Here is a 12766-nt window from a genome sequence, read left to right as displayed (position 1 = left end):
CGGATCATGAAGACTCATAAATGGTTTACCCCGTATTTGCTGGTGGGGCCTGCCGCCCTCTGGGTCGTGGTGTTCTCTCTTTGGCCCTTCCTTAATACGGTGGTGTTGTCCTTCACCAACGCCAAGCCTTTGCGGGCTTATAAGTTTGTTGGGCTACAAAATTACCTGGAGCTTTTTCATGATCCGCACTTCGGGGCGGCCATCTTAGTGAGCATAGTCTACGTGCTAGTGTGCGTGCCGCTGCTTACTATCTTGCCGTTGTTGCTAGCGGTACTGGTTCGGAAGAAGATTCCAGGCATTGGATTCTTCCGAACCTCCTACTACTTTCCCGTTGTCGCTTCCGTAGTAGTCGTAGGCATCATCTGGGCCTGGATGTTCAACTCGCGGGGCATCGTAAATGAAGCATTGAAGATGGCAGGGCTGATTGACCAGCCAATAAACTTCATGATCGATCGGTGGAAGCTGCTTGCTTGCGCAATTTTGCTAACGGTATGGAAGGGGCTCGGGTACTACATGGTGGTGTACCTGGCGGCGCTGGCAAATGCCTCGAAAGACGTCTACGAGGCGGCCACCTTAGACGGTGCAGGATGGTGGCATCGCTTCAGATCTGTCACTATTCCGGCAGTACGAGGCGCAATGCTACTGGTAAGTGCTCTAGTGTGCGTCTCTGCTATCCGAGTCTTCTCAGAACTGTACATACTCTCCAACGGAACTGGCGGACCCGGCGGCAAAGACCAGTCCATTGTGATGCTCATTCAACGCACTGGATCTGGCCTAAACGGCAACCTAGGGTACGCCTCTGCCCTGTCAATAGCGCTATTTTTCCTCACTGTTGGGCCACTTCTCTTAGTCGCCTATTTGAACTACGGCAAGGATGCCTTGAAAAACTCTAAGAAGAGGCCGAAAGCAAAGGTGCAGAGCAAATGAGTAAGGCAAAAGAAAAGTGGTATCAGCGTGGCTCGGCGCCGTACGAACATGTAACGCCCGCCCTCACCATTGCCAAATACGTCCTGCTAGTTCTAATTTTCATTGTTTCAGTAGGTCCATTCCTTTGGCAGCTCTCTACCGCCTTCAAAGGGGCTAGCGAAGATATCTACAAATTTCCGCCGGATCTGATGCCTTCTGCGCCCACATTGGCCAACTTTGCTGAAGTAGCGCGCCGCATCCCCATCTGGGATTACGGCATGCACTCACTAATAGTTGCGGTGGCATCGGTTATTACCAACGCCATCTTTGCAACGATGGCAGGCTATGCCTTGGCATGCATGAACTTTCGCTTCAAGAAGGTAATCATGGGCCTGTTCTTATCGACCCTGCTGCTGCCAGGCGAAGTCACCCTTACCAGCCAGTTCCTGACTGTTCGGGGATTGGGACTCGACAATACACTTGCGGGAGTTTGGCTGCCCGGAGCAATCGGGGCCATGAACGTTCTGCTCATGGCTGTGTCCTGCCGGATGATTCCTCGAGACATTTTGGATGCGGCCGTAATCGACGGCGCATCCACCTACCAGCGGCTGCGGTATGTGGTGTGGCCGAACGTGCGAGGCATGGTATCTGTAGTCGCCCTTTTCAGTTTCATTGGCGCCTGGGACGATTTCCTGTGGCCGCTGGTCGTTCTGAACGATCCCGAAAAGTACACGCTAACAGTGGGCATGCAGTATCTGCAGTCCAACTTCGGGCAGAACCCGCGCGTGGTGGCTGCAGGTACCGTGATCGCGCTGGTGCCGATCATCATCATCTTCGCCACCATGCAACGGTATTTCTTCAAGGGCGTTGAAGAGGGCGCTGTAAAGGGCTAGCGGCATCCCATTTTGGCAAGCCACTCAGTTGCTGCTTTTGGCGCCTGCTCAGCTGTAGTCGGAACGTCTGCCTTGATGGGCTGCTCTTTGTATAGATTGCCTGTGCGATCTTTGGTAAACCCGTTTGTTAGCTGCATGAGTGATCCCGTGGGAAGCTTATAAGACGAGTTTACGGAGGCATATCCTGCGGTCGGCTCGCCAAAGGTGCGCGTGTAATCTAGCCCTTTGAAAGCGATTAGCGTCTGTTCTGCAGAGCTTGCAGTGTGACCATCGGTGAGGATGGCAACGGGCACCTTGAGTTTGCGGGTAGGGATTTTGAAGTTTGTGGGGGAGTTGCCGTCTTTTGCACCTAGGTGAATGTTTCCATCTACCAGGTATAGGTCCATGGTCGCAGCGCCCGTGAAGCTAGAGAGTTTTCCTTCAGGCAAAAGAGCACTGACGCCTGAAATCATGGGGTACATGGTCCCGCCAAAGTTGTTGCGTAGATCCACTACCGCGCCGCAAATATTTTGTGCGGATGCTAACCCAGTTGCCAATTTCTTAGTGTAATCGGTCGCCTGCTCTGGGGTGCCCATCGTCTCGGGAAGAGTCGCTGTGGCAATTTTTCCTTCTACCTTTACGGTGGGAGCGGCGTAGCTGTTTTCCGATTTTTTCTGCATGTCCTTGGTGAGAATGAAGGAATGCTTGCCGCCTGCTACCTTCAAAGCCTTATTTATAACAGTCTCGGTCTCCTGCAGGGATTTTGCATCTTTGATTCCTTTGGCGGCAGCTCGTTTGGCCTCGGCCCATTTTGGTCCGTCTGCGTAGACCCCCGATTCCATCCAGCTAAGGAGCTCGTTACCGTATCGCTCCGGGGAGGGCGATGGGAACCAGATGCCGAGCTTTGGTCCGTACTTATAGATCCCAAACCCTGCCAAAGTTACCGAAGCTAGAATGATTAGCCCCAGTGCCACTAAGATGCTTTTTCCTACTTTTCCCATTGTTACTCGACTGACCCTTGCTGCTTCTCCGTCGTGCATTCATCAGTGTCTCACCGGGACTTAGCCCAGGCTATAGGGGGAAAACGAAAGTAGAGGTAGTGCTAGCACTACCTAACATAGGCTTGAGTAAAAATTTTCTATTTAACAGGCAAAAACCATTCTCACGCGTTAGGGTGGGCATTAAGTCCTACTGATTCAAAGGAGAATTCTGATGGCTAAGGAAGACGCCAAAGGCTACAGGACGCAGAACCCTGCCACCGGGGAAGTTCTGCAAACTTACGACCAAATTTCTGATGCCGAATTAGCAAAGGTGCTAGATTCCGGGCAGCAGGCAGCGGCAGAGTGGGCAGCCACGTCGGTTGAAGAGCGTGCGCAGATTGCCCATAAGGTGGGTGATCTTTTCATCCAGAAGAAGGAAGAACTAGGGCGAATTATTGCCGAAGAGATGGGCAAACCCCTGGAAGAATCGGTGGGGGAAGCCGAATTCTCTGGCGAGATTTTCAACTATTACGCGCAAAATGGCCCAGAGTTGCTGGCAGATCAAGCCAACGAGGAGGCGGTTATCCAGCGGCGGCCGCTAGGAATGTTGCTGGGGATCATGCCGTGGAACTACCCCTACTATCAGGTTGCCAGGTTTGTGGCTCCAAACTTGGTAACTGGAAATACGATCATCCTGAAGCATGCCGAGATCTGCGCCCACTCAGCGCGGACTATAGAAGAGATTTTTGAGGAGGCCGGAGTACCAAGTGGCGTGTTCCAAGTGGTGTTCGCTTCGCATGAGCAGGTTTCTACGATTATCGAGGACAAGCGAGTCCAGGGGATCTCGCTAACGGGGTCTGAGCGCGCTGGCGCCATTGTCGCAGAACAGGCCGGACGCAATCTCAAGAAGGTCGTACTAGAGCTGGGCGGTTCTGATCCTTTTGTAGTGCTTTCCTCTGACGATCCTCGCCAGATTGCCCGGGACGCGCTTGCCATTCGTCTTGAGAACACGGGGCAGGCATGCAATTCCAACAAGCGGCTCATTGTCATGGAGGACATTTACGACGAATTTGTAGATGAGCTTGTCAAGGGAGTGAAGGATCTGCAGCCGGGCGATCCGCAGCAGCTACAGGAGGGGGAGTACTCAGCACTGTCCTCGTATTCGGCAAGGGATACCTTGCTTGCACAGTTGGATCAGCTCGTTGCTGATGGCGCTAGAGTTCTGGTCGGGGGTAAGGCTCCCGATGCCGAGGGCGCCTATGTTGCCCCTGCAGTGTTGGTAGACATCAACCGCGAGGCCGACTCGTATTACCAGGAGCTGTTTGGCCCTGTTGTGAGCGTGTACAAAGTATCTTCTGCGGAGGAAGCGTTGGAGCTGGCCAATGACACGCAATTTGGTCTAGGCTCTTCTGTTTATTCGACTGACCCTGAAGAGGCCTTGCAGGTCGGTGAGAAACTGCAGGCAGGGATGGTCGGTGTGAATGGACAAGCCCCAGAGACGGCGCACTCGCCTTTCGGTGGGGTGAAACGTTCCGGTTATGGTCGCGAACTCGGCCCCTTGGGCATCGACGAGTTCGTGAATAAGCGACTGTTCTACGTGAATAAGTAGGAAGAAACAACTAGGGGTTCCTGAAGCAGGTTTGCTTCAGGAACCCCTAAGTCTTATCTAGGTCGCTTTTGGTAGTAGACGATTGCTATGACCGTGGCTAGGGCTGCGAAGGCAATTATCAGCAGATTGGCAACCGCGAAGCCGTCAAACCAGGCGGCCTTGCTTGCTCCGAAATTTGCTCCGGAAGCGAATAAGACGGCGGTTACTACTGAGTTACCGATAGCGGTCGAGATGCGCTGTGAGGTTTGCGCAATACCACCTGCCGTGCCGCCGTGGGCAACAGGTACTTCCAGCATTGCCTGCGTGGTGTTTACAGACCCCATGATGCCTAGGCCTATTCCAAGCGGGGTGATGGGAATACAAATCCAGGCAGGTGCCAGGTCGAACTTAACAATCAGGTAGGCGGTGCCGATCGTCGCAGATATCGCAACGATAGTTATTAGGAGCGCCCACACCTGCAAGAGGCGGCCGTGCGAAATGGCCTTCTTTGCGGACCAGAGCGAGGCATATCCCGAAACTGCAGCGTTGGGCAGACCAATTAGGCCGGTGAACAGTGCGCTCTGCCCCAATCCTTGTTGCACGAACAGGGCTAATAGAACGAATATCGAGGTCGAACCTAGAAACAAGACGGCGCATAGGGTAGTGCAGTAGCTGAACGACGAGATCTTGAACAGTTTTAGTTCCACCATGGGGATGTGTCCGGATCGCTCGTAATAGTATTCCCACCAGAACCAGGCAGCTAGTACTACTACTGCGGTAGGTAGTAGTAAGTAGCGGTAGGGGAAAGAGGCTGTAAAAGGAATCATGATTAGGAAGATTCCAATGCTGAGGCCGATCATTCCGATTGGATCTAGATCTAGTTTGGAGCCGCGTTTTCTGCTCGGTTTCCTTCCCGCGGCTATCTCCTGTTCCCGATAGGCCTTGGCTGCCGAGGCTTTGTCGGGGCCAATGGTGCGACGTTCTCGAGCAAAGGGGAGCCAGCGCAATGCGAAACCGATACCTATGAGTCCAAGGGGAGCATTTACTGCAAACGCATAGCGCCATCCGGGATCCTGCCCAAAAGCAGCAACCATAAGTCCCGATATTAGCGGTCCGGCAGCAACAGAGGCGGATATGGTGACGCCCATTAGGCCGTAAGCGCGGGCTCGGGTATGGCCATCAAAATATTGCTGAATCATGCCTGTGACTTGCGGCGAGAAGACGCCAGCTCCAACGGCTTGGATTACTCGCATGACGTTTAGGGCGCCGATTGAATTAACTGAAGCGCAACCTACGCAGCCGGCGCAGAAGATCAGCAACCCAATTACGAACATCAGGGAACGGCCGACTAGATCTCCGATGCGGCCTGCCGGTACTAGCACTATGCCGTAGACCAGAGCGTAGCCTGCGAGCACCCACTGAATGCCAGAGGGCGAAGCCGCAAGGCTATCCTGGACGGCGGGAAGAAGGGTGTTTACTGAAGAAACCTGCAGAAGCGCCATTACCAGCGGGAGAAGCGTGGCTGCAAGGATCTTGTCCAAATCGTACTGCCGGTTAGAACCGGGAACAGTGAAATAACGGGGGGTAGACATTTCTATCTCCGATAAATAAATAAAAAGTAAAATTCGAAATCGTTGAAGGTATGTTATGCCCCCGCAAGGTTGCGTTCCAATTCCCCAGAGGAAAAGGTAATGAGCCTTACACCAGCGATTATGAGATAGAAATTAATAGAATTAAATGCATTTGGGGGATCCGCCGGCCGGCGGATCCCCCAAACTTAGAGGAAGTTACTTCTTCAAGCCATCATCGAAGTTGGTCTCGATCTGTTCCTTCTTCAGATCCTCAGAGACAGTCTTGGAGTCCTTGACGGTCTCCTTGCCCAGCGAGATCTTCTCGACAGGTACGGATTCCTTAGTGACGTTTACGCGGTCCTCGTGCAGGGTGACGGAGGCTTCGCCCTCGGAAATGCCCTGGTCGCCAATCTTCTTGGCGTCTTCTTCGCTGATCGGGGTACGTACTAGACGGACCTCTTCGCGCTCTACGGGGACCTCAACGGTCTCGGTCTCGGTGACAATGTTCTTGCGCAGCTGGGCCTGGCCGGTGGCAACGCGTTCCTTGGCAACGTTTAGCTGCTCTTCGGAGCGGATGATCTCGCCGTCATCGGCGATGTCCTTGCGCGGTTCTTCAACGCGCTCGGTCTCTTCTGCGCGGTGGCGGCCAGCTGCCTCGCGATCCTTGGTGTGGCCTGCACCTGCGACACCAGCGGCGGTGCCGGCGGCAACAGGAGCGCCTGCTGCTGCTTCGCGGTGCTCTTCAACGTGGCCAGCCTGCTTGTTGTCGTAGGTGGTTTCAGCATCGGTTAGCTGGTCAACGCCGTAGTGGCGGTACAGAGCGTCCTGATCCTCGGGGGTCAGGTGGCCGGCATCGGCGAGGTCCGGAGCATCCTTGATGCGGTCCTTGGAGAATGCCAGGTGTAGGCCCTCGTCGTCCAGGCGGTGTCCGCGTAGCGGTACCAAGCTGGAGCCCAAGCCGAAGAGGCCGTGTGCTACCTCAATGAAGTCAGGCTGGCCGGTCGCATCGTTGGTAAAAACCTGCTTGACATCACCGAGCTTGTCACCGTCTTTGTCAAAAGCGGTTGCAGCGGCAAGTTCCTCAATAGAGTGTGTAGTCATTTATTGTCCTCTCACAATATGTTCTAGCAGGGGTGTGACGTAGGCCCCAGCTATAAAAAGATTAGCACCCATATTCAAGGCTGTCGCTTTATAAGAAGAAGTTATGTGTGGCGGGTATGCAGGGGCGTTTGAAGGGTGATTAGTTATAATTAAAAGAATTTAATATATTCGCTTCTTGGGTTTGCCTGCGAGTGTGATATGGGCTTGTTTTGTGGCGTCGCAGGGATAGTAAATAGCCGTGACTAGCGAGTATGCCGTGCCGCGACGCTTGCTGGTTGGCTGCTGTAATAATTGGGCTATTGGGGGAAAGTTAGCAAATCTCTGGTGGGAAAGAGGAAAGCCTGCTGCCGAATACTCAGATGATTTCCTGGGCAGGCGTTATATCGGATAAATATCCAAGTGAAGAAAAACCGGGCATGCGTCCCTGCCGCGCCACCTCTCTGGTCTATGTGGGCAAAGGGGCATAAAAAAGACCCCCCGATCACGCTTTCGCCTAATCAGGGGGCATTTTATAGTAGCGGGGATAGGATTTGAACCTACGACCTCCGGGTTATGAGCCCGGCGAGCTACCGAACTGCTCCACCCCGCGTCGGTGACTCCAGTGTATTGAACGATGCCCCTTTAGAGCAAATGCTGCAGGGGTGTCATTGCTCACCATGGAGGCGGCGATAGATCTCAACCTTCCACCTGGCATCTCCAGAAGCTTCTCGCCAGCTGGAATCGGACCTGGATTGGTCCAAGACGAACTCCGGCCCAATGCGCGGTGCGTATACAGCCGCGGGCCACTGGGCTATCTTGTCACTGACATCCAGATCTAGCTTGGTTACCACCAGCTCTTCTGCAAGATCCAATGCGGCGGTATAGACCTGTCCGCCTCCCGTGATCCAGATCTGCTCACCGCCGGGGCATTGGCGGGCCTTGTGTAGCGCCGCTTGCAGACTGGGGCAGACTATGGCGCCCCCTGCCTCGAAGGAGGGGTTGGAAGTAATGACGATATTGGTTCGACCAGGCAGGGGCCGACTCCCAATGGACTGCCACGACTTCCTACCCATCACAATCGGGTGCGACATAGTTGTCGCCTTGAAGTGCTTGAAGTCTGCGGGAACATGCCAGAGCATGTTCCCGCCAGCGCCCAAAATCCCGTTGCGATCTTGAGCCCAAATCATCGCGATCAAACTGCCACCGGAGCCTTGATCGTCGGATGGTGCTGGTAGCCTTCAGTCGCGTTGATGTCATCCATCTGGTAGCTGAACAGATCCGGTGCCTTCTTCAAGTACAGCGTGGGGAAGGGATACGGATCTCGGGATACCTGTTCCTTTACCTGCTCAATGTGATTGTTGTAAATGTGGCAATCTCCGCCACTCCAGACGAAGTCTCCGACCTCGAGGCCTGCCTGTTGCGCCATCATGTGAGTTAGCAGCGAATATGAGGCGATGTTGAACGGTACGCCCAGGAACAGGTCGCAAGAGCGCTGATAGAGCTGGCAAGAGAGTTTTCCATCGGCAACATAGAACTGGAAGAAGGCGTGACACGGCGCCAACGCCATTTTGTCTAGCTCTGCCACGTTCCACGCGGAGACAATCATCCTCCTAGAGGAGGGGTCAGTCTTCAGCGTCTCCAGAACCTGCGAGATCTGGTCAATGTGTTCTCCGGAAGGCGTGGGCCAGCTGCGCCACTGGTAACCGTAGACGGGTCCAAGTTCGCCCTCTGCATCAGCCCACTCATCCCAAATGGTGATGCCGTGATCTTGCAACCACCGAACGTTAGTGTCGCCGTTCAGGAACCAGAGCAACTCGCCCTTTACGGCCTTCATTGCCACAAATTTGGTGGTGATTCGGGGGAATCCCTCTTCGGCCAGGTTGTAGCGAAGTTGCCGGCCAAATACCGAACGGGTGCCTACACCGGTGCGGTCGCTCTTTGCGGTGCCATTCTCTAAAACGTCTAACAGCAGATCCTCATACTGCCTATTGATTGGGCGTTCTGCCATTGTTACCTCTGTTCTTCCAGAATCTCAGATTCAACGTTAATGGGGCCACGGAATGGTCCGAGGGCGGCTTGTGCGCCTTCGATTACGTTGGAGGCGAGCGAACGTCCGCCGATCCATCCGAGCGCAGCGCCGACTCCGAATGGGATGAAGCGGCCAAGGGACCGCCCTGCCCATCGCTTTCCTAGGCGTTTGCCCAAAGACTTTACCAACCGGGCGTTCACTGACTTCATAGCTGGGTTCGAGGCGCTCATAAAGGTCTTGCGAGCCCAGTTCAGTCCGGACAGCCCCATCTGGTCGGCTACTAGTTTGGCGCCCTCGTCGCCCATCATTGAGGACATCACTAGGGTGCGACGGGCTTCTTTGCCGTCCACGGAGATTCCGGCTAGTTCTGCCAGGCCTAGTACGTAGTAAGCAGTTTCGGTAAGGAAAGCTAACAGCTCTGCCCCCGTCAGTCCGACAGCAGCAACGGTGCCAACGCCGGGTAGGACAGCACCGGCGCCCACGGCTGCCGAAGAAGTGGCTGCCCAATTGCGGTAACGCTTGCCCAGGATCTTCGCGAGTTCCTCATTCGAAGCTCCGGGATTGGCAGTCTTCAGCGCGGCGACACGGCGTTTGATGTCAGCGGCAGGTAGCTCGAGCGCTGCATCCAGCACGCCGGTCCAGTCCATTTGGACGGCAGACGAGGCTGCTTTGGAGGCCGAGGTGACGACTGTACCTAAGTTTGCTCCTTTCGGTAGGGAGGTCTTGTCAACTTTGCTCTTACCTAGCATTACTATTCCTCAACTATCGTGGTTTTGTAGGTTGCCCCGTCTTCAACGGTGTGGCCTACGGTGCAGTGCTTTTCGATTGCCCTGTGTGCCCGCTCGATTAGTTTTGCCTTGGCGTCCTGGTCCAGGCTGGACATGTCCGTGACGATCTCTACCCGGAAGTGCTTGTAGGAGTTGCGCTCTGAATCCTTGTCAGTTTCAACCCCTACGCTGGCCTGAAAATCATCGCCGAGTTCCCTGGCCAGAGTGTGGTCGGCGGACAGGGTATTACACGTTGCTAGCGCCAGCTTCATCAGTTCTCCGGGAGAGAACTGTCCTTCACCAGTACCGATTTCTACAGTGGCGCCGTTGGCGTTGTGTCCAACGTAGTAGCGTTCACCTTTTCGTTCTGCCCACAGTGCATCATTTTGAGTCATGTCTTAATGGTGCCATGAATATTGCCTTTAGTCGGGCCTGATTGGGAAGTTTGGCTGAGCGCGCAGAATTTTGGGCAAAGTAATGATGAGCGCGGCTACCTCGCGGAGAGTCCACTTCACGAAAGATAGTGGCGGGGCAGAGGCTCCCACCCCCGTGGCGTCCAAGCCTACGGCTTTAGCCCACGCTAATGCTCGGGGGAGGTGGAAGGTAGAAGTTACTAGGAAGATTTTTTTGTCGGCAGTCGGCAACAGGGCGCTGCTAAAGCGGAGGTTTTCCTCGGTGCTGGTAGATTCTGCCTCTAAGATCAGGAACGCTGGGTGTATTCCACGGGCAACGGCATATCTTGCCATTGCTGCAGCTTCACTGATCTTTTCATCCGGCCCCTGCCCGCCCGACAAGATAAGGACATCCTTCTTCCCACGTCTATTCCACAAAGAAATTGCGCTGTCTAGTCTGCGGGCCAGAACAGGGGAGGGGGAGGTGCCTCGCAACCCAGCACCTAGGACTACTATGGCTGTCATTGCGCAAGGTAGGTCGCTGCGGCCTTCTCTTCGTAGGCTTGCGCCCGGCCAAGCTGCTCGCTGACTTTTTGCTCGATCATCTTGCCAACGAAGGGGATCTTCACACTAATCTCGCCTTCCACGACTCGCTTGGTCTGTCCTGATTGCTCAGTCAGGGTAGAGGTGGCACTGACCATTACGGGAACACCGGAAACGGCAACGGACAACGAACCGGGGCGCGAACCGCTGGAAGTGGGACCCCACGCCTCTACAACAGTTACCTGTAACTTGTCGGGGATAAAACGACGAATCTTAGCGGGTGCCTCGCCGCTCGCCACTGAGACGGTAGAGCTGGCCTGAATGCGCCCAGACCTGCACGTTAGATCAATGTCTTCCAGCGCCACACCGATGGTTTTCGCCCTCGTCCTATAAAAATTTTCGTTGCTTAGCATCTCTTCGGTTTTGGCGAATGGGGCCGGGTAGGTGATGGTGAGTTCGAATTTCAACGGGTCCTCCGAAAAACGTCGAGGCATTGGCGCCGGTCGGTAATTTATACGTTTACTCTATATGTATGAGGCAAATGACAAAGATGGGGGAGCGCTTCAACCTCCTGCCGGTTTCCGCTTCTGAAGCCGACCGCTTACATGTCTTGATGGCAGATTGGCAGATTCTGGCTGACTTGGCAATGGCAGATTTGGTGCTCTGGATGCCTACTAAAGACGACAGGTTTGTTGCCGTGGCACAGTGTCGCCCCGCTACTGGACAGACAGTGCATCTGGACGATGTGGTAGGCAAGCACGCTTCTCCGATGCGGCGGGAGCGACTGCGGCAGACCTACGCCGAAGGAAAGATCATCAGTGCAGATTCGCCTAGGTGGGCGGGTACTTACTCGGTTATGGAAACGTTCATACCAGTAGTAGTTGACGGCCACACATGCGCAGTGATGAGTCGCGAGTCCGGTTCTGGACTTTCCCGGATTGCTAATATGCAGGCTCAATGGTCAGCGAGCGCGGCCGATTTGCTCTGCCAGATGATGACGCGCGGGGAATACCCTTACGACGTGGCGCCTACAGTGGGAACGCTTGGGGCGCCTCGCGTCAGTGATGGAATCATGCTGGTCGACGGTGAAGGGCGTCTTAGCGAGATCTCTCCGAATGCTTTTTCTTGTCTTCGACGTATTGGGCTGCCTCAGGATCTAAAGGGCCAGGTGCTAGCCGAAACCATCACCGATCTTATTAGCAAGGAGGCAGATCCGGTCGAGGAAACTTTGGCCGTAGTTGTGATGGGACGAGCCTCCTGGGTTACTGAGGTGGAAACCCGTTTGGGCACCATCACCTTGAGGGCTTTGCCCCTTACAAACGGAAAGCAGCGGTTGGGCGCGATCCTACTGTGTCGTGACGTGACCGAGATGCGTCGGCGCGAACGCGAAATGATGTCCAAAGATGCCACTATTCGCGAGATCCACCATAGGGTGAAGAATAATTTGCAGACTGTGCATGCGCTGTTGCGAATGCAGACGCGGCGATCGGATAACCCCGAGGTGAAGAGCGCGCTACAAGAAGCCGGCAGGCGAGTGGGCACGATTGCAAAGGTGCACGACGTGCTTTCACAGACGCTTGATGAGACGGTCGATTTCGACAAGCTTGCTAAAGAAGTGCTTGCCTTGGCTGCCTCCATGGCTTCTTTTGAGGGCGATGCCACGGCCAAGATAGAGGGCTCTTTTGGCACGGTAGGCGCTGATGCGGCTTCTGCCCTGTCTGTGGTGCTTTCAGAGCTGGTAACTAATGCGGTCGAACATGGCCTTGAGGGGGAGCGGGGAACGATTCTTGTGCGGGCCAACCGCGATGGCGCCAAGCTCCACGTTGAGGTCATAAATGACGGCAAATCAATCCCCGAAGGAGCCACTATGACTGGGCTTGGAACTCGGATTGTGCAGACTTTGGTTCGGGGTGAACTCGGAGGCGCCGTCGAATGGTCTAACTTGCCGCACGGTGGAACAGTAGCAACTGTGAACGCTGTAGTAGATGACGTATAAATGAGTCGTTAACTATTTCAGGCGGGGCATTGCCCCGCCTGA

The 12766-nt window shown here is 54.7% G+C and carries 13 protein-coding genes and 1 tRNA gene; 4 read left to right on the top strand and 10 right to left on the bottom strand.

The genetic code is table 11. From position 1 onward, the window contains the following. The first annotated feature begins 6 nt into the window (after window positions 1-6). Both AC1EKG_RS06185 and AC1EKG_RS06180 read left to right on the top strand, forming a co-directional pair. On the top strand, window positions 7-927 hold the full coding sequence (locus AC1EKG_RS06185; RefSeq protein WP_004807657.1) for a carbohydrate ABC transporter permease: 921 nt from the start codon (window positions 7-9) through the stop codon (window positions 925-927). Further along, window positions 924-1799 (top strand): carbohydrate ABC transporter permease, encoded by an 876-nt coding sequence (locus AC1EKG_RS06180; protein ID WP_004807658.1) that lies wholly within the window; start codon window positions 924-926, stop codon window positions 1797-1799. Before AC1EKG_RS06185 ends, AC1EKG_RS06180 begins: the two co-directional genes overlap by 4 nt. On the opposite strand, the gene AC1EKG_RS06175 is transcribed toward AC1EKG_RS06180, so the two are convergent. Further along, on the bottom strand, window positions 1796-2818 hold the full coding sequence (locus tag AC1EKG_RS06175; protein WP_081499197.1) for a S41 family peptidase: 1023 nt from the start codon (window positions 2816-2818) through the stop codon (window positions 1796-1798). The genes AC1EKG_RS06180 and AC1EKG_RS06175 overlap by 4 nt on opposite strands. A 172-nt stretch (window positions 2819-2990) precedes the next feature. Here AC1EKG_RS06175 and AC1EKG_RS06170 point away from each other — a divergent pair, with 172 nt between their 5' ends. Further along, window positions 2991-4367: an NAD-dependent succinate-semialdehyde dehydrogenase gene (locus AC1EKG_RS06170; protein ID WP_004807662.1), complete on the top strand. Its 1377-nt coding sequence runs from the start codon at window positions 2991-2993 to the stop codon at window positions 4365-4367. Window positions 4368-4420: 53 nt separating this feature from the next. Here the strand turns inward: AC1EKG_RS06170 and AC1EKG_RS06165 are convergent, their stop codons facing one another. From AC1EKG_RS06165 to AC1EKG_RS06125, 9 genes are all read right to left on the bottom strand, one after another. After that, window positions 4421-5938 carry an MFS transporter gene (locus AC1EKG_RS06165; protein ID WP_004807665.1) on the bottom strand — a complete coding sequence of 506 codons (1518 nt, stop codon included), beginning with the start codon at window positions 5936-5938 and terminating at the stop codon, window positions 4421-4423. 195 nt (window positions 5939-6133) lie between these two features. Further along, the gene (locus AC1EKG_RS06160) at window positions 6134-7018 is read right to left on the bottom strand and encodes a YsnF/AvaK domain-containing protein (RefSeq protein WP_048706859.1); all 885 of its coding nucleotides are present in this window, start codon (window positions 7016-7018) and stop codon (window positions 6134-6136) included. A gap of 515 nt (window positions 7019-7533) precedes the next feature. Further along, window positions 7534-7607, bottom strand: a tRNA-Met gene (locus tag AC1EKG_RS06155). 55 nt (window positions 7608-7662) lie between these two features. Then, window positions 7663-8184 carry a dihydrofolate reductase gene (locus AC1EKG_RS06150; RefSeq protein ID WP_004807669.1) on the bottom strand — a complete coding sequence of 174 codons (522 nt, stop codon included), beginning with the start codon at window positions 8182-8184 and terminating at the stop codon, window positions 7663-7665. 5 nt (window positions 8185-8189) lie between these two features. Continuing rightward, window positions 8190-9005: a thymidylate synthase gene (locus AC1EKG_RS06145; protein WP_004807671.1), complete on the bottom strand. Its 816-nt coding sequence runs from the start codon at window positions 9003-9005 to the stop codon at window positions 8190-8192. A 2-nt stretch (window positions 9006-9007) separates the two neighbouring features. After that, window positions 9008-9775 (bottom strand): HMG-box domain-containing protein, encoded by a 768-nt coding sequence (locus AC1EKG_RS06140; RefSeq protein WP_004807674.1) that lies wholly within the window; start codon window positions 9773-9775, stop codon window positions 9008-9010. A 2-nt stretch (window positions 9776-9777) separates the two neighbouring features. Then, window positions 9778-10188 (bottom strand): OsmC family protein, encoded by a 411-nt coding sequence (locus AC1EKG_RS06135; protein ID WP_004807677.1) that lies wholly within the window; start codon window positions 10186-10188, stop codon window positions 9778-9780. Window positions 10189-10215: 27 nt separating this feature from the next. Beyond that, complete coding sequence (locus AC1EKG_RS06130; protein ID WP_004807679.1) at window positions 10216-10710, bottom strand: YdcF family protein; 495 nt, start codon at window positions 10708-10710, stop codon at window positions 10216-10218. Then, the gene (locus AC1EKG_RS06125; protein WP_004807681.1) at window positions 10707-11222 is read right to left on the bottom strand and encodes a DUF2505 domain-containing protein; all 516 of its coding nucleotides are present in this window, start codon (window positions 11220-11222) and stop codon (window positions 10707-10709) included. The genes AC1EKG_RS06130 and AC1EKG_RS06125 overlap by 4 nt, the downstream gene beginning before the upstream one ends. Before the next feature lie 38 nt (window positions 11223-11260). Between AC1EKG_RS06125 and AC1EKG_RS06120 the strand changes: the two genes are divergently transcribed. Continuing rightward, complete coding sequence (locus AC1EKG_RS06120) at window positions 11261-12724, top strand: sensor histidine kinase (RefSeq protein WP_040315299.1); 1464 nt, start codon at window positions 11261-11263, stop codon at window positions 12722-12724. Window positions 12725-12766 lie beyond the last annotated feature (42 nt).

Source organism: Winkia sp. C0117E2 (assembly GCF_056590455.1).
The sequence above is the reverse complement of the archived record's forward strand: the minus strand, read 5'-3'. Positions and strand labels throughout refer to the sequence as shown.